Raw genomic sequence first — 15,825 nt, 5'->3', positions numbered from 1 at the left:
GATGCATCATCAACAACGGGTACCTTTTCCTGGACCACCCCTCTCCCTAGCCCTCCCCCGCAAGGGGGGAGGGAACGCACCTCCGTCGGGGCGCTAGGCGAGTCTCATCTCATCAGGCCTCAGGCCGCCTGCCGCAGCGGGGTCCAGGCGAACTCCGGATAATAATCGTCCATCATGCGGTCGACATAGGCGGTGAGGTTCGCAAATCCCTCGGCGCGCTGACGCAGGCCGGATTCGAAGAAGGGCGTCAGGATTCCGGCGAGCGCGCCGAAGGCGGTGGCATCGACACCGCAGGGCTTGTTGCCCATCAGGTAGGCCTTGTCGCCGAGCTGGACCGAGAGCGCGAACAGCGAACGTACCGCGAGATCGACATCGTCATCGGGCGCGTGGCGGCCGAGGCCGGAGAGCAGATAGTTCTCGGCGACACGGAATTGCGCATCCTCGCGCAACTTTTCGCGATTGTGCTCCGGCGCGCCGTCGAAGAAATGCGCGGGCCCCTTGGCGAAGTTGACCGGATCGACCCAGCGCGCCCCGACCAGCGCCCAGTAGACGTGATGCTCGATCATGCGCTCGAACGCCCAGGCCTGCGCCCGCTCGGCCAGCGACAGCCCGGCATCGAAATCGAAACCATAGCGGCGCTCGATATGGGCGCGGATGAAGGTGGAATCGGCCACCGCCTCGCCGCCATCGTCGATGAACGGCAGCTGCCCCTTGGGCGAGGCCGGCGGCATCGCCCGCTCCTTCCGGTAGGGCAGTCCCGCCATCTTGAGCTGGACCTCGGTCTTGGTGACGAAGGGGCTGATTTCCGGCAGGCCGAAGCCGGCGCCAAAGCCATAAAGCGTGATCATGCGAACTCTCTCCTGGACCTGCGAAATTTGGGCTTGCGAAATTTGGACTTGCGAAACTTTGAGGGAACCTAGTGACCGGCTGCTGCCACCATGGTGGCAGCAGCCGTGATATCTTCTGCGAAACGGGCCCCCCGCCAGGCGCGGGCCATGACACTACGAACGACATGGCGGGCCAGCGCGTCCGCAGCCTGGGTCAGCAAGCGTGCCATCACGCTTGCAAGAGCAAATCGGAGGTCGACGGCCATGAGATCGAACGAAACGAGGCGGCCGAGTGCCCTGGCGGACCAGACCTGTGCCCGCGACATCGGAATCGCCGGGCCAAAATGGGTTGGAATGATCATGGACAAATCCTCTTCAGTCGATGTGTTGTCCCGGTATAGACACCCCCTGCTGCCAACATCCTGTCAGCAGCAGCGCGCCATTTTCTGATCCGTCCCCGATAAGAGAATTGCCATGAGACGCGCCGACCGGCTGTTTCAGATCATCCAGGTGCTGAGGCGCACGCGTAAGCCGCTGACCGCGGACGCGATCGCGGCCGAGCTCGAGACCTCGAAGCGCACCATCTATCGCGACATCGCAACCTTGATCGGCCAGCGCGTGCCGATCCGCGGCGAAGCCGGCATGGGCTACATCCTGGAGAAGGGTTTCGACCTGCCGCCCTTGATGCTGACACCCGACGAGATCGAGGCGGCGGTGCTGGGCGCGCAATGGGTCGCGGGCCATGCCGATTCCGCGCTGGCACGCGCGGCCGAAGATTTGATGGCCAAGATCGCCGACACCGTGCCTGAGCGCTTGCGTCCCTTCGTGCTGGAGCCGGCAAGCCGCGCGCGGCCGAGCTGGAACAGGGAGCCGGATCGCCTCGACATGGCGCGCACGCGCACCCAGATCCACGAAGGCAGGAAGATCATGCTGCGCTACCGCGACGAGCAGGGCCGCCCCAGCGAGCGCATGATCTGGCCGATCTCGGTCGGCTATCTCGAAGCCGTGCGCCTGCTTGCGGCCTGGTGCGAGCTGCGCGGCGACTTCCGCAGCTTCCGCACCGACCGCGTCGTGGATGCGAACTATCTCGACGATAAATATCCGGAGCGGCGCGACGTGCTGCGCGCAAGATGGCGGCAGAGCCTGGTCTGGGGCCCGCCAAAGGACACGTGAGCGCGATGGAAGAGAATTCCCCCGTCGATCTGTCGAGCTGGTGCCAGAGCTGCGGCGCCTGCTGTGGCTATTCGGAGAACTGGCCGCGCTTCTCGATCGAGAGCGACGAGGAGCTTGCCGCAATCCCCGAGACGCTCGTCAACGCGCGCCAATCCGGCATGCGCTGCGAGGGCGATCGCTGTTCGGCGTTGCGGGGGGAGATCGGAAAGCAGACGGCCTGCGGCATTTACGAGGTCCGGCCGGAGGTGTGCCGCACCTGCATGCCGGGAGACGCCGAATGCGCGATGGCGCGGCGGAAATTCGGACTGCCGGTAATCGAGGTCGCTTAGGCTGGAACGGCTACAGCTGGAACGGCCTCGCTGACCTCGTCGTCGAACCCGTCCTCAAGCGGTGCAAGCACCGAGAGCGGCTTGGTCGACAGCGTGATCGGCTTGCGGCCCCCCGACAGCGACGGCGACGATTTGACCGTGCTTTCGCGCGACAGCGCGTAGAGCGTCGAGCCGACGCGGCCGCCATTGTCGATCAGGTCACGCTCGTTGCAGCTGGCCGCGATCGCGACCGCCAGCGAGTGCAGATGGCTGCGGCGATAGCAGAACAGCGCCAGCCTGGCGCGCGCGTCAGGGGAAACACTCTCAACCAGCCTCGGCAGGCCACTCTCGCTGGCGCGATACATCTCGCCAAGGAGCTCGTCGCGGACCGGGCAGAAATCGCTTTCATAGGCGTCGCGGCTTGAAAACATTGCGGTTCTCCTCGTTGCCGAAGATGCAGCGCAATTCTCTAATGAAAGGTTAACCACGCCGCCCGGTAGTCACCCGGGGTCCTTGCGCCCTCGTCGCGAATCGGAGGCGACCGAATGGGGGTCAGGCCACCACATCTGAGCCGAAAAGTCGGGACGCCAATGCCTCCACGGCGTCATGGCTGGGCATAGCCGTCCGAAGGACGGCGTCGCTTCCGCTCGCCTTTGTCCCGGCCATCCACGGCTGGCCACGCGGCACGAAGAACGTGGATGCCCGGGCCTTCGCCGCGCCGAAGCGGCTTCGGCCGCGCAGGCGGGACAAGCCCGGGCATGACGACCTCTTGTGAATGCCGATCGACGACTATCCGCAGGCCCGCCGGCCTCAGTTCGCCGCCATGAAGATGGAAAGGCCGAAGCCGGTCAAATGATGCAGGGCCTGGTCGACGCCGATCAGGGTCCAGAACCAGGGATGCGCCAGGTCGACACCGAAATTGGCGGAGACGAACCCCTTGGCGCGGTCGATGGTGATGTGGATCGCGAAGTCGATGAACGCGACGAACCAGAATCGCGGCGCCACCAACAGGATCAGCGGCAGCGCAACCGCGAGGTGAATCAGGCAATGCACCAGAAGCGGCAAAGCCCAGCCGTGCTTCTGGTCCTTGCCGTGCGCCATCCAGGCGGTCTGGAGCACGAAATCGGCGATGATGTGCTTGAAGGTGAGCAGCAACATCCAGCCAATGAGCGCTTCGACCGGAACCGCCGATGACATGGGTGGAAACGACAAGCTGACGCCCTCATTGACGTGACAAGAAAGACCGGAGCGTTCAGCGCAACTTCTTTTTGGACCGGTCAAATCGCCGGGACGTGTGATTTATGACATCTCCCGCGACGGAATGCAGCCGGGGGGAACTGGAAAATCGCCAACTGTGGCTAACTGGTGATAGGATGACCAATCGCCGCGGCCAGATCGAGTAAGGTTACCTCCGGCTCGAATTTTGCATTCCGGTACCGGCGCGCTATCATTGTCGGCAGAGAATATCGTTCTTTTTTCAGACGTTTAGGAATTGCAGGGCGCCCGCCGCGATCGCATCCGCGAGCCGCCCGCCACTCAGGAATAGGGCCGGAGTGCTGCCATGAGTACTGAAGGCCCAACCTCGTCACCGACCGAACCGCCGCCGCGGCGCCCCAAGGTGATCAAAACCAATCAGCAGCAGGTCTTTCTCTACGTCGTGCTGACGCTGCTGCTGTCGCTCGCCACCGTCTGGGGCGGCCGCGCCATGCTGCACAATTCGGAGACGCTGACCTTTGCCGTCGGCACCCCCAACAGCGACGAAGCGCTGTTCGCCGCCAAGCTCGCCACTTTGCTGAAGAACAACGCCTCGCGCTTCCGGATCAAGATCGTCAACAACGCAGACAATGCCAAGGCGCTCGCACAGTTCGACCGCAAGCAGGCCGACCTCGCCGTCCTTCGCACCGACACCAAGGTGCCGCTGCGGGCGCGCACGCTCGCGATCCTCGAGCACGATCTGGTGCTGCTGCTCGGTCCCGGCAACAAGAAGATCAAGTCGCTCGCCGAGTTGAAGAAGAAGAAAGTTGCCGTCCTCGCCGAGAACGAATCCTCGCTCGCCTTCGTCCGTAGCATCCTCGACATCCCCGACGGTCCGGATGCCGCCAGGATCCAGATGGCGCCGCAGGGTGCAACGCTCGACAAGCTGTTTGCGCCGGCGAGCGGCTTCGGCGCGGTGATCGCCATCGTCCATGCCTCCAGGGCGGTGCGGGACAAGGCCTATGAGCAGGTCGCCAAGCGCGGCGGCTTCACGCTGAACGCGATCGACGAGGCCAAGGCGCTCGCGCGCAAGATTCCCGGCATTTCCAGTGAAACGCTGACTGCGGGCACGCTGTCCGCATCGCCGGAAATTCCCGACGACGACCTCGACACGATCGGGCTCGAATGGCTGCTGGTCGCGCAATCAAGGATGTCGGCGAGCACGGCGGGCGAGCTCGCGCGCGTCGTCTATGAGAACAAATCCGCGCTCGGGCTCGACAACGGCTTCGCCAGCAGAATCGAGCCGGCCTCCGTCGAGAAGGATGCCTACGTGATGGCGCATCAGGGGGCGGCCGACTACATCAACGACGACACCAAGTCGTTCATGGATAAGTACAGCGACCTGATGTATCTGGGCGCCGCCGCGCTCAGCGTGATCGGCTCGATCTTCGCCGCGATCTACGCCAAGATCACCCGCATCGCGCCGGAGAAGGCTGGCGAGCTTTCCACCGCCGTCCTCGACATCGGCGAACGCATCGAGCACGCGCATTCGCTGGACCAGCTCGAATGTCTCCAGGACGAGCTGGAGGGCATTCTGCGCGGCGCGGTCATAGGTCTCAGGGACGGCACGATCAGTACCGACGGGCTCGACACGTTCAAGCTCGGCTACGAGTTCGTCCGCGACGAGATCGGCATGCGCCGCGACTATCTCAAACGCCACTGCGGCGAGGCCGACAAGGTCGCCCAGGATACGGCCCCTCCCCAGCAGGACGAGAGCAAGATCGTCGTGGTGAAGACAGCTCAGAGTGCCTGACCTATCGGTTTGACGGGTCTCGCAGCGGCGCCTTGCCGCGAATCCCCGGGCTGAAACCGGGAACCGTCCCCCATCCACAACCGTTTGCTCCCGGATACAACCGGAGCACGCGCGATGCGTACACTCCTCGTCATAATCCTTCTGGGCATGCTGGTAGCGGCTGGATATTTCGCCTATTCCGCAATGGCGATCGAGGGCGAGCCGATCCCGACGGAAGGCTATGTGGCGTTGGCGCTGGGAGCGGGTTTCGCCATCGTCGTCGGCATCGGCCTGATGATGTTGCTTTTTTCAGCAGCCGCCGCGGCTACGACGAGCCGCCGCATTTCAGGTAGCGCCCCGGATCCACCACGGCATCGGGCTTGCCGCGTGCCTGTCCGACGATGCTGCGGGCAGCCCCCTGCCCGTCGTTGACGGCTCCTGCCCGGGCGGGCACTTTGGCGGCGGCGTCCCAGCCGGGACCGCAAGAGACACGACCGAGCCCGCCTTCCCGCATGTCCAAGCCGCTGATCCCCGCATTGGCCCAGTTCGTGGCCGCCACGGCCGGCCGCAACATGACCAAGGCGGCCTATGTGGCGGTCGGGCTCGGCGTGGTCAGCATGGTGCTGCTGACGGTCAACCCGGCCTATGAGACGGCGCACCGCTGGGTCGACGCCCTGCTGTGGGCCTGCCTCGTCTATTTCGTGTTCGAATGGGTGGTCCGGCTGCGCCACATGGCACAGACGGGGCGCCTGTCGCTCTACATGACCTCCTCGGCCGGAGTGGTCGATGCTCTGGGCGCGCTGGCGGTGCCGGCCGCGCTCCTGATCGGCATCGAGCCGAAGACGGCGTGGCTGCTCAGCGTGCTCTGGGTGTTGAAGGTGGTGCCGGGCATTCCGGGCCTGCGGCAGCTGCGCCGGGTGCTGGTGCTGGAATCGGGCCCGCTGGTCAGCGTGCTCGTGATCTTCCTGATGGTGGTGTTCCTCGCTTCCGTCGCCGAATATTTCCTGGAGCGGGACGTGCAGCCGCAGACTTTCGGCAGCGTCCCCGCCGCGCTGTGGTGGGCTGTCGTCACGCTGACGACGACGGGCTATGGCGACGTCGTGCCGGTGACGCCGCTCGGGCGCATCGTGGCGGCCATGGTGATGATCTCCGGCCTCGGCGTGTTCGGGCTGTGGACTGGTATTCTGGCGACCGGCTTTGCCGCCGAGACCCGGCGCGACAATTTCCTCAAGACCTGGGAATCCGTCAGCAAGGTGCCGTTTTTCGCAGCGCTCGGCCCTGCTGCCATCGCCGACGTCACCCACATGCTGCGCACCATGGAGCTGCCCGCGCGGACCATGATCATCCGCAAGGGCACGCAGGGCGACTGCATGTATTTCATCGCCGCCGGCGAGGTCGAGGTCGACCTGCCCGGCAAGAAGGTCCAGCTCGGCGAGGGCGCGTTCTTCGGCGAGATGGCGCTGCTCGGCAACAACAAGCGCGGCGCCAATGTCTCGACCACGAAGGTGTCGCGGCTGCTGGTGCTCGACCTCGTCGATTTCCGCGTGCTGATGGCGCGGCACCCCGATCTCGCCGAGACCATCGATGCGGAAGCCAAGCGCCGCACACTCGAAAACAAATAAATGGAGACAAGAATGTCGGACACAGCCGACGCAGCCTCAGGCCCCGTGCTCGAACGTGACGGCGCACGCGCCACCATCCGCCTCAACCGGCCCAAACATCTCAACCGGCTCCAGGCCGAGGATCTCGGCGAGCTGGTCAGACTTTTCGACCGGATCGAGGCCGATCCTGATATCCGCGTGCTGGTGCTGACCGGCACGGGGCGGGCCTTCTCCGCGGGCTATGACCTCAACTCGGTTGCCGAGCGCGCGGTCAGCGCCAACGAGCAGCAGAGCGCGGGCTCGGCGTTCGAGGTCGTCGTCAACCGGTTGGAGGATCTCGGCGTGCCGACGATCTGCCGGCTCAATGGCGGCGTCTATGGCGGCTCGACCGACCTCGCGCTCGCCTGCGATTTCCGCATCGGCGTCGACACCGCCGAGATGTTCATGCCGGCGGCGCGGCTCGGGCTGCACTACTACAGAAGCGGCATCAAGCGTTACGTGACGCGGCTCGGCGTCGACAATGCGAAGAAGCTGTTCCTCACCGCGCAGAAAATCAGCGCGCCGGAGATGCTGCGGATCGGATACCTCACGGCCATGGTGCCGGAGGAAACGCTCGATGAAGAGGTTGACAAGCTCGCGAGCGTTCTCGCCGGCAACGCCCCGCAGGCGATGCGCGGCATGAAGCGCGCCATCAATGAATTCGCCCGCGGAGAGCTGGATGAAGCCGCCGCCGACCAGCGCCACCGCGACAGCATGCGCGGCGACGAGATCAAGGAAGGCATCAAGGCGTTCGCGAAAAAACGGCCGCCAAAATTCTGATCACGCCCGCTGCGACCGCATCGCGCGCACCTGCGTGAGCTTGGGATCGCGGACGAGCACTTGGTAGCGTTTGCTGTCGACGGCGTAAATCGCGATCCGGCCCTCACTGTCGGCATGAACGCCCCAGCCGAAGCGCTTGCCCAGGCTCGACGCCCTCTGCACGCCTGGCCCCGGGAGAAAAACGCTTCACGGGCCGCATGCTTCTCCGTCTTCGTCGCCGTCACATCGAGCTCACGTCCCGGCGCAGACGTCGCGAAGATCACGTCGTCGGAGGTGTGCTTGTAGGGTGCCTTGGCGATCATCTCGTATTGCAGGCACGCCACCGTCGGCTTTCCCGCGCGCAGCGGCGGCTCCTCGCCAGTATGCGCGGGACAGTCTTCAGCCACCCGGATGAAGGTGTTGAAGCAGTTGGTCGTGTGCATCGACTTTGCCATCTGCAACCCTGGAACATTCAACCACCCGCAGCCGCGGCATGCTGCGCCGCCATCTCGTCGTCGGCGGCATTGATCCGCTGGAACGCAGGCCGGTTCGTCATCCGTTCGGCATAACGAACGAATACATCTTTTTTCGGCACGATGCCGAACATCATCGTCCAGCTGAACGCGACACCCCACAAGATATCGGCGGCCGTCATGCGCTCGCCGAGCAGATACGGACCCTTCGACAGTTGCGCCTCGAGCGCGCCCAGCATGGTGTCGTAATCGGCATAGGGTGACTGCATGATCGGTGCCGGCTCGCGCTGCATGAACTTGTCGATCAGGGCCGGCTCGAACGATGCGCCGTAATAGGCGATCCAGCGCAGGTAAGGACCGCGCAGCGGATCGTTCAGCGCGGGCGTCAGTCCCGCCTGCGGAAACAGATCGGCGAGATAGATGGTGATCGCGACCTGCTCGGTCACCAGCGCCTCGCCGTGGCGGACCGCCGGCACCTTGCCGAGCGGATTGATGGCGAGATAGGCGCCGTGGCGCTGCTCGCCGGCCTTCATGTTGAGGACGTGGAGATCGTAGGGCGCGCCCAGCTCCTCCAGCAGCACCCGCGTGCCGGTGGCGCGGCTTTGCGGCGAATAATACAGGGTGATGCGGTTTTGATCGGTCATAACAGGTCTCCATCTGGCCGGCTGGCGATGGCGCTTGTAGCGGACCATACCTGACATCCTGTGTCAGGTATGGTTTAAGGGATCATGCGCGCGAGCAGAATGCTGTCGATCCTCACCACCCTCCAGGCCAGGGGGCAGGTCACTGCGCCCGAGCTTGCGGAAGCCTGCGAGGTCTCGGTGCGCACGATCTATCGCGACATCGACGCGCTCGCGGCGTCCGGCGTCCCCGTTTATGCCGACCGCGGCGCGGAGGGCGGCTATCGCCTGCTCGACGGTTATCGCGTGCGTTTGAACGGCCTGTCGCAGAACGAGGCGGAGGCCCTGTTCCTTGCGGGACTGCCGGGACCGGCCGCGGCGCTCGGGCTGGACGCGGCGATGATCGCCGCGCAGAACAAGCTGATGGCGGCACTCCCGGCCAACCTTCGCGAAGATGCCGGGCGGATGCAGGAGCGTTTTCACCTGGACGCCCCCGGCTGGTTCGGCGAGACGGAAGAACCCAAACATCTGCGCACCATTGCCGGCGCGGCTCTGCGCGGGACGCTGATCAGGATCCGCTACCAGAGCTGGCGCGCGGAGAAGCAGCGCCGCGTCGCACCGCTCGGGCTCGTGCTGAAGGGCGGCAGCTGGTATCTCGCCGGTCACGTCGACGGCAGCACGCGCACCTATCGCATCGCGCGCGTGCTGGACTGCACCGCGCTCGACGATCGCTTCGATCGTCCCGCCGCGTTCGATCTCGCCGCCTATTGGCAGGCTGCGACGCTTCGCCTCGAAGCCGAGATGCATCCCAATGTCGCGATCGTGCGGCTGTCGCCGTTCGGCGTCAAACTGCTCGACGCGCTGAGCCAGCCTTACGTCAAGGCGCGCACGCAACTTGAAGAGACCACGGATGCGGACGGCTGGCGCATCGCGCGCGTGCCGACCGGCAAGACGTCATGGCACGCGGCATCCGAATTGCTGCGGCTTGGGTCCGAGGCCGAAGTGCTGGAGCCCGCCGATCTCCGCGAGAAGATGGCGGAGATGACGCAGGCGATGGCTGCGCGCTATCGCGCAGCGGCGCGAAAAGCCTGACAGCGGCGCATTTCACCGAAGCCCACGAAACATTCCTGAAACACGATTCCTGCCTCGCGCCCTGAACGCGTTCGCGTCTCGGCCCGACGGAGAAGCAGGGACACAACAACGGCCTTAGCGCCACACTGGAGAATGAAAATGTTTCGTAAGCTTGCTCTTGGTCTGATCGCTGCTGGTTCGCTCGGTGCTGCCGCTCTCGCGCCCACCGCGGCTTCGGCCCACGGCTTCCATCATCACTGGGGTCCCGGCTGGGGCTTTGGCGGCGTCTACGTCAACACCGGCGTCAGCAATTGCTACCAGGAGCGCGTCGTCCGGACCCGCCATGGCCTGCGCGTCCGCGTCGTGAATGTCTGCGCCTACGGGATCTACTGATATCTGACGTCCTCGACAAAGCTCCGGTCGCATCGCGGCCGGAGTTTTGCATTGGGTTAACCAATCTGCCGATGCCGGCGAAACCAGGCCCAGGTCTCGCGCGTCGTCCTGATGTAGCCGCGGCCGCGATGGACGATCTCGTCGTCGACGATCTCGTTCAGCTTCGGCAGCGCGTGAAACGGGATCGAGGGATAGGCGTGGTGCTCGACGTGGTAGGGCATATTCCACGCGAACCATTTGACGATCGCGCTGGTGTAGGTGGTGCGCGTGTTCTGGAAGGCGCTGCGGGTGCGGTCGCAGCCGGTGTGCTCGGCATAGAGATAGGGCCGCAGGAAGGACTGCCCGATGATCAGCGGGACAATCCAGACCCAGAGCAGCAACGCCGAGGAAAACCACAGCGAGAGCGCGAGCAACAGCGCATAGAGCCCGGCATAGGCGCGCGCCTCGCGCACGATGGTGGCGCGCTTGTTTTCGGGAATCCAGGGCACGGTGACCTTGCCGGTGACGGCGTGGCCGAGCATCAACTGGAGGCGGCCGGCGACCTGAAGCAGGCCGCTATAGGCGAGCGCGAGCTGCGTGTCGGATGTCGGCTTCACGCCGACGATCAGCTCCGGGTCCTTGTCCGGATCCTGGGTGTAGCGATGATGGTCCCAGTGAAACAGGCAGTAATATTCGTAAGGTTGTCCGATGATGAAGGCCGAGGGATAGCCGACCGCAAGGTTGAGGCCACGGCTCCTGAACGCGGTCTTGTGCGCGGTCTCGTGCAGCGCCATGAACAGGAAGGCGACGAAATAGCCCTGCACCGCCATCAGCGGCAGCGCCCATAACACGCCCCAGGCTGAAGAGACCTTCCAGACCAGCGCGCCGACCAGCACTACCAGACCGTAATGGCTGAGACTTTTCGCGGCCCCCCTGAGGTTCGAGCGCACCGACAATTCGCGCAGCATCGCCGGTGTCAGCGGCTTCAGACGATGGCCGGGCTCTGAAACGGTCGCGTCAGTCATGATCGAGGACTCGCCCTATTTGCTGAGAAGCTCTGCGACCTCGGCCTTGAGGAAGGCCTGGTCGCGCGGATTGTTGACGGGGTTGCCGGCGCGATGGCCGTGCAGCGACGGGATCGGATGCAGCACCGCCGATTTTGCGTTGACCAGCCTGCCCAGCTCGTCCTCGTTGTCGCGGACGTCGAAATAGCGGTCGGTCGCACCCGGCATCAGCAGCATGTGCGCCTTGATCGCGGCCAGCGCCCGATCGAGGTCGCCGCCGAATGAAGCGCAACGACTGATGTCACCGCGCTGCCAGATCCCGGCCTGCGCGAGGAGATCGTTGGCATCACGCCGGGCAAAGGTCGCGTCCCAATTCCGGACCAGATAATCCTCCAGCGAGGTGAAGCCCGCCTCGCGCCAGAGCTCGTCGCGATAGAAGCCGTGCGACATCGCCCAGCCGGCATAGACGCGCCCCATGGCGCGATAGCCGGCAACGGGCTTCTCGACGAAGCGGCCGTCGCGGAAGGCGGGATCACCGGTCAGCGCAGCCTTCACGCTTTCGAGGAAGACGTAATTATAGGGCGCGCAGCGCGCACTGCCGCAGACCACCGCGGCCCGCGCGACCATGTCGGGATGCAGCGCCGCCCAATGATAGGTCTGCATGCCGCCCATCGACCAGCCATAGACCAGCGCCAGCTTTGTGATGCCGAAGCGCTCGGTCAGCAGCCGGTGCTGGACCGCGATGGCGTCGTGATAGGTGATTTGCGGGAATGGCGCCTCGCCGGAATTCGACGGCGAGGACGACAGGCCGTTGCCGAACAGGTTCGGGATGATGATGAAGTAGCGCGTAGGGTCGAGCACGCCATCGGGCCCGATCAGCCATTCCGTGTCGTAGTGTTGGGCGCTGAACGAGGTCGGGTAGAGGATAACGTTGTCCCTGGCCGGGCTGAGGGTGCCGTAGGTCTTGTAGGCGAGCTTCATCGCGGGGAAGACGGCGCCGGATTGAAGCATGACGTCGCCGGCCTCAAAGATCTCGTAGTCGCGCTGCCCGGTCATGCGTCCAACTCCCGCTCACGCGGCCGCAACATGCGCCCGCCGAGACAACGATGCATTGTTCGTGCCGGACCGGCAAACGCATCGTTGCGTCGCGCTTAATATCTGTACTTATAGTACAGTTATTAGATCAGAACAAGGGGGGTTTGGTCGTCGCGCGTCAGGCGATGGCCGCAATGTATCGCTGCACGGACGCCGCGAATGCGGCCTTGGCACCGGAGGCGATGTTGCGGCCCCACCAGGCGCCGTAGATGCGGTCAAAGGCGAGCGGCTCCACAGCGGCTGCGATCCGCCGCACCGCGGCGGCGTTGAGTGGCATGTAGTTCGGATAGGAGTACATGAAGCTGACGAAGCGGCGGTCCATCGCCACCTGCGCGATGTCGCCCGTGAGCAGCGCGCCCTCGGCATCCGCACCGCGCGCATGGTGCAGCATGGTGGCGCCCGCGAAATGACCGCCGGTGCGCAGCAGCAGCACATCGTCGGAGATGCGCTGCTGATCGCCGGTCCAGTGCACGATGGCGGGATGCGGCCGCATCACCCACTGGCGGTCATCAGCATGGAGATAGACCGGCACGCCGCCGAACGCCTCGCTCCAGTCGGCAAACGCGCCGTAGAAGTGTGGATGCGAGATCGCGATCGCCTTCAGCCCGCCAAGCGAGCGCACATGCGCGATAGCTTCCGACGTCGCTAGCGGGACGCAGTCCCACATCAGACAGCCGTCGCCGAGCGGCACCAACAGCGCGCGCTGGCCGATGGCGAAGCTCGGCTCGGACCCGACGCCGGTGAGGCCGAAATCGTCCCGCCAGGCAAGGCGGTGCCGTTCCGCCAACGCTTCGCGTGTGAGGAAGGTTTGGCCCTTCCAGTTCACGAACTGCCGCTCGTCCTCGCAGATCGGACAGGATGCGGGCGGATTTCCGCTGTCTGAAAATTGCGCGCCGCAGGTTTCGCAGGTCCAGAGGGGCATGGCCGTGATCCAGAAGAAGAAGGGGACACCCACGAGATGACGCCGTGGCCCTCCCATCGCAAGTGCGGAGGAACCAACCCGGCTAGCACATGTTACTTTCCGGTCCGCCCCGGCGCCATTGGCCGGTCATGTCAGCCCGTCTTGTCAGCCCTGCTTGTGCAAGACCATTTGCGCCGGCAGTCGCTCAACGTCCCGATGGCATCGCGCTCCCCTCCCCGCCTCTGTCGGGCTATCTCGACTACACGTTCGGCTATGTCGCCGTGTTCGCGCTGGCGGCCATGTTCGGCGCCATCGCGATCGCCTGCGTGCTGATGATCCCCGCAAAGGCGATCGACGATCGACGATCGCGCCGCGCGCGGCTGCAAGGAGGATGATCCCGACAGCGCGCCGGATGCGTTCACCATGCTGCTCAAGCACCGGGCGCTGCTCGTGCTGGCGCTCGCGCTCGCGCTTTTTCATCTCGGCACACCGGGCTGCGGCACCAGGTCGCGGTCACAGCGCGTCATCGCGAGTGGCTTATCACGCAATCCGGCGCTTTTGCGGTTGCGGAGCACCGGCCCGACGATACAACCTGCCGTAAATCGCCAACTAACCTGCCCTTCCCGATCGATGATCCAGCCTCAACTCTCATTCGATGGCGACCCGAATGGCCAGGCCTATGAAAGATGGCGCGAGCAGTTTTGCCGCCAGGTCGCCGACGTCGATTTCGTTCCGATCGGGGAAGGACGTGTTCACCGGACCATTTCGCCGGCTATTCTTCCGCGCCTCCGACTCTCGGCCTCGTTCGGCACGCCGATGTCCTTCGTATCGCTGGGGACGAACGACGAATTGGTGATCACGATGTCGCCGAATTCGGCGCTGAGCGGGGCCATGGGACGACGTCCGCTGGAGGTCGCCGCCGGCGACGTCACGATCGGCGACCCCTCGATCAAGGGCGCCCATATCACCCAGACGACGCACGGCAACTTCCAGACCGCGCTACTGCCGCGCAAGGCGCTGCTGCGCGCGTGCCCGAATGCCGAGGACCTGATCGCGCAGTCGATCCCCGGCGCCAATCCGATCACCTCGATGTTCCTGCGATATTATGATCTCGCGCACACTTATGCCGACAAGCTCGCGCCCGCGGAGCTCGATGCGGTCTCGCAGCATTTGTTCGACCTCTCCGTGCTGATGATCGGAGCGCGCGGCGATGTCGCCGAGCAAGCTCGCATGCGCGGCCTTGCGGCGGCGCGTCTCGAAACCCTCAAATCCGACATCCTGGCCCAGCTCGACAACCCCGCGCTGTCGCTCACCGTCCTTTCAGCCGCGCACCGGATCAGCCCGCGCACGATTCAGTTGATGTTCGAGCAGGCCGGCATCACCTATAGCGGCTTCGTGCTGGAGCAGCGGCTGCTGCGCGCCGAGCGGCTGCTTCGAAATCCAAACCTGCGCGCGCGCAAGATCATCGAGATCGCGCACCTCGCCGGCTTTCACGACGTCTCCTACTTCCATCGCGCATTCCGCCGCCGCTTCGGACGGACGCCCGACGACGTCAGGAAGCTTTCTGGCGAGATGGGCTAAGGAAACTCAACCACGATCTTGCCGAAGTGACCGCCCTGCTGCATCAGCCGCAACGCGTCCGGCACGGCATCGAAGCCGAACGCACGGTCGATGACCGGCTTCATGCCATTGCGGCCGATCGCGGCCGTCATCCCCTCGAACATCCGACGGCTGCCGACTGACAAGCCGATGACGTGCAGGTTCTTGGAGAACAGGCTCGGTATCGCGATCTGCTGCGAGAAGCCGGTGAGCACGCCGATCACCAGAATGTTGCCACCGACCCTGATAGCCTCGAGCGACTGTGCAAAGGTATCCTTGCCGCCGACCTCGACGACGTGGTCGACGCCGACGCCGGTCCAGTCGGCCGCCGCCTTGCCCCATTCCGGCACCGTACGATAATTGATGGTGTGGTCGGCGCCGAGCGTTTTGGCACGTTCGAGCTTCTCGTCGCTCGACGACGTCACGATCACGCTCGCGCCGGCGAGCTTTGCGAATTGCAGCGCGAAGATCGAGACACCGCCGGTGCCCTGCACCAGCACGGTGTCACCAGGTTTCACCTTGGCCTCTTCGAACTGCGCGCGCCACGCCGTGAGGCCGGCGCAGGGCAGCGTCGCCGCTTCCAGGAATGAAAGGTGCGATGGAATGCGGCTGACGCCCTCGGCATCGAGCAGCATCACCTCCTGCAACACGCCCGGCCGCGTGCCGCCGAGCGCATAGCGGCGGCTGGTCGCCGATACCTTTCCGTCGATCCAGGACTGGAAGAACATCGGACAGACGCGATCGCCAACCGCGACGCGGGCAACGCCGTCGCCGACCGCGATGACTTCGCCGGCACCATCCGAGAACGGGATCAGCGGCAATCGTGAGACGCCGCCCTTGCCCTGCACCGTGAGCAGATCACGATAGTTGAGCGATGCCGCCTTCATCCGCACCGCGACCTGGCCGGGGCCAGGCGTGGGCTCGGGCAGATCGACCAGCTCCAGCCCCTCGATCGACCAGTCGCGCTCGACCTGCCAGACCTTCATGGCGACCGCTC

At 64.9% G+C, this 15,825-nt stretch carries 19 protein-coding genes and 2 pseudogenes; 10 read left to right on the top strand and 11 right to left on the bottom strand.

Annotation, left to right across the window (positions count from 1 at the left end):
* Nucleotides 1–119: 119 nt before the first annotated feature.
* Both AC0L3X_RS26055 and AC0L3X_RS26050 read right to left on the bottom strand, forming a co-directional pair.
* Complete coding sequence (locus AC0L3X_RS26055) at nt 120–848, bottom strand: glutathione S-transferase family protein (RefSeq protein WP_028157342.1); 729 nt, start codon at nt 846–848, stop codon at nt 120–122.
* 68 nt (nt 849–916) lie between these two features.
* Complete coding sequence (locus AC0L3X_RS26050) at nt 917–1,189, bottom strand: hypothetical protein (RefSeq protein WP_063980923.1); 273 nt, start codon at nt 1,187–1,189, stop codon at nt 917–919.
* Nucleotides 1,190–1,301: 112 nt separating this feature from the next.
* Here AC0L3X_RS26050 and AC0L3X_RS26045 point away from each other — a divergent pair, with 112 nt between their 5' ends.
* Both AC0L3X_RS26045 and AC0L3X_RS26040 read left to right on the top strand, forming a co-directional pair.
* Nucleotides 1,302–2,000 carry a helix-turn-helix transcriptional regulator gene (locus AC0L3X_RS26045; RefSeq protein ID WP_063980922.1) on the top strand — a complete coding sequence of 233 codons (699 nt, stop codon included), beginning with the start codon at nt 1,302–1,304 and terminating at the stop codon, nt 1,998–2,000.
* A 5-nt stretch (nt 2,001–2,005) separates the two neighbouring features.
* Nucleotides 2,006–2,329 (top strand): YkgJ family cysteine cluster protein, encoded by a 324-nt coding sequence (locus tag AC0L3X_RS26040; RefSeq protein ID WP_063986074.1) that lies wholly within the window; start codon nt 2,006–2,008, stop codon nt 2,327–2,329.
* On the opposite strand, the gene AC0L3X_RS26035 is transcribed toward AC0L3X_RS26040, so the two are convergent.
* Together AC0L3X_RS26035 and AC0L3X_RS26030 are read right to left on the bottom strand one after the other, a co-directional pair.
* Nucleotides 2,326–2,739, bottom strand: a complete 414-nt coding sequence (locus tag AC0L3X_RS26035) for a hypothetical protein (RefSeq protein ID WP_028148857.1) — start codon at nt 2,737–2,739, stop codon at nt 2,326–2,328. The genes AC0L3X_RS26040 and AC0L3X_RS26035 overlap by 4 nt on opposite strands.
* A gap of 379 nt (nt 2,740–3,118) precedes the next feature.
* Nucleotides 3,119–3,466, bottom strand: a complete 348-nt coding sequence (locus tag AC0L3X_RS26030; protein ID WP_038933545.1) for a DUF3307 domain-containing protein — start codon at nt 3,464–3,466, stop codon at nt 3,119–3,121.
* A gap of 403 nt (nt 3,467–3,869) precedes the next feature.
* On the opposite strand from AC0L3X_RS26030, the gene AC0L3X_RS26025 reads away from it, so the two are divergent.
* The 4 genes and pseudogenes from AC0L3X_RS26025 to AC0L3X_RS26010 all read left to right on the top strand — a co-directional run bounded on the left by AC0L3X_RS26025 (nt 3,870) and on the right by AC0L3X_RS26010 (nt 7,714).
* The gene (locus tag AC0L3X_RS26025; RefSeq protein WP_063980921.1) at nt 3,870–5,315 is read left to right on the top strand and encodes a TAXI family TRAP transporter solute-binding subunit; all 1,446 of its coding nucleotides are present in this window, start codon (nt 3,870–3,872) and stop codon (nt 5,313–5,315) included.
* Between the two features lie 114 nt (nt 5,316–5,429).
* A pseudogene (locus tag AC0L3X_RS26020) lies at nt 5,430–5,647 on the top strand (hypothetical protein).
* Nucleotides 5,648–5,806: 159 nt separating this feature from the next.
* Nucleotides 5,807–6,916, top strand: a complete 1,110-nt coding sequence (locus AC0L3X_RS26015; protein ID WP_063980920.1) for a cyclic nucleotide-gated ion channel — start codon at nt 5,807–5,809, stop codon at nt 6,914–6,916.
* A gap of 12 nt (nt 6,917–6,928) precedes the next feature.
* Nucleotides 6,929–7,714, top strand: coding sequence for an enoyl-CoA hydratase/isomerase family protein (locus AC0L3X_RS26010; RefSeq protein WP_063980919.1), 786 nt, complete (start codon nt 6,929–6,931; stop codon nt 7,712–7,714).
* Here the strand turns inward: AC0L3X_RS26010 and AC0L3X_RS26005 are convergent.
* Nucleotides 7,715–8,136, bottom strand: a pseudogene (locus AC0L3X_RS26005) (DUF6157 family protein).
* Between the two features lie 29 nt (nt 8,137–8,165).
* A complete protein-coding gene (locus tag AC0L3X_RS26000) occupies nt 8,166–8,810 on the bottom strand; it encodes a glutathione S-transferase family protein (RefSeq protein ID WP_063980917.1) in 645 nt (214 codons plus the stop codon).
* 84 nt (nt 8,811–8,894) lie between these two features.
* Between AC0L3X_RS26000 and AC0L3X_RS25995 the strand changes: the two genes are divergently transcribed.
* Both AC0L3X_RS25995 and AC0L3X_RS25990 read left to right on the top strand, forming a co-directional pair.
* Nucleotides 8,895–9,878, top strand: coding sequence for a helix-turn-helix transcriptional regulator (locus tag AC0L3X_RS25995; protein ID WP_063980916.1), 984 nt, complete (start codon nt 8,895–8,897; stop codon nt 9,876–9,878).
* Between the two features lie 138 nt (nt 9,879–10,016).
* On the top strand, nt 10,017–10,250 hold the full coding sequence (locus AC0L3X_RS25990; protein WP_014498305.1) for a hypothetical protein: 234 nt from the start codon (nt 10,017–10,019) through the stop codon (nt 10,248–10,250).
* A 56-nt stretch (nt 10,251–10,306) separates the two neighbouring features.
* Here the strand turns inward: AC0L3X_RS25990 and AC0L3X_RS25985 are convergent, their stop codons facing one another.
* The 3 genes from AC0L3X_RS25985 to AC0L3X_RS25975 all read right to left on the bottom strand — a co-directional run bounded on the left by AC0L3X_RS25985 (nt 10,307) and on the right by AC0L3X_RS25975 (nt 13,250).
* Nucleotides 10,307–11,254 carry a fatty acid desaturase gene (locus tag AC0L3X_RS25985; protein WP_063980915.1) on the bottom strand — a complete coding sequence of 316 codons (948 nt, stop codon included), beginning with the start codon at nt 11,252–11,254 and terminating at the stop codon, nt 10,307–10,309.
* 15 nt (nt 11,255–11,269) lie between these two features.
* Nucleotides 11,270–12,289, bottom strand: a complete 1,020-nt coding sequence (locus AC0L3X_RS25980) for an alpha/beta fold hydrolase (RefSeq protein ID WP_063980914.1) — start codon at nt 12,287–12,289, stop codon at nt 11,270–11,272.
* 157 nt (nt 12,290–12,446) lie between these two features.
* Nucleotides 12,447–13,250, bottom strand: a complete 804-nt coding sequence (locus AC0L3X_RS25975) for an MBL fold metallo-hydrolase (RefSeq protein ID WP_063986073.1) — start codon at nt 13,248–13,250, stop codon at nt 12,447–12,449.
* A gap of 128 nt (nt 13,251–13,378) precedes the next feature.
* Here AC0L3X_RS25975 and AC0L3X_RS25970 point away from each other — a divergent pair, with 128 nt between their 5' ends.
* A complete protein-coding gene (locus tag AC0L3X_RS25970; protein ID WP_063980913.1) occupies nt 13,379–13,624 on the top strand; it encodes a hypothetical protein in 246 nt (81 codons plus the stop codon).
* 357 nt (nt 13,625–13,981) lie between these two features.
* Here AC0L3X_RS25970 and AC0L3X_RS25965 read toward each other — a convergent pair whose 3' ends face one another.
* A complete protein-coding gene (locus tag AC0L3X_RS25965) occupies nt 13,982–14,122 on the bottom strand; it encodes a hypothetical protein (protein WP_245328534.1) in 141 nt (46 codons plus the stop codon).
* Between AC0L3X_RS25965 and AC0L3X_RS25960 the strand changes: the two genes are divergently transcribed.
* Complete coding sequence (locus tag AC0L3X_RS25960) at nt 14,121–14,810, top strand: helix-turn-helix domain-containing protein (RefSeq protein ID WP_245328533.1); 690 nt, start codon at nt 14,121–14,123, stop codon at nt 14,808–14,810. The genes AC0L3X_RS25965 and AC0L3X_RS25960 overlap by 2 nt on opposite strands.
* Here AC0L3X_RS25960 and AC0L3X_RS25955 read toward each other — a convergent pair.
* Entirely contained in the window at nt 14,807–15,814 is a 1,008-nt protein-coding gene (locus AC0L3X_RS25955; RefSeq protein ID WP_063980911.1) for a zinc-dependent alcohol dehydrogenase family protein, read from the bottom strand. The two genes, AC0L3X_RS25960 and AC0L3X_RS25955, sit on opposite strands and share 4 nt — an antisense overlap.
* Between the last annotated feature and the right edge of the window lie 11 nt (nt 15,815–15,825).

This window comes from Bradyrhizobium sp. MI1.7 (assembly GCF_055811795.1).
This window is presented reverse-complemented; position numbering and strand designations above follow the sequence as displayed.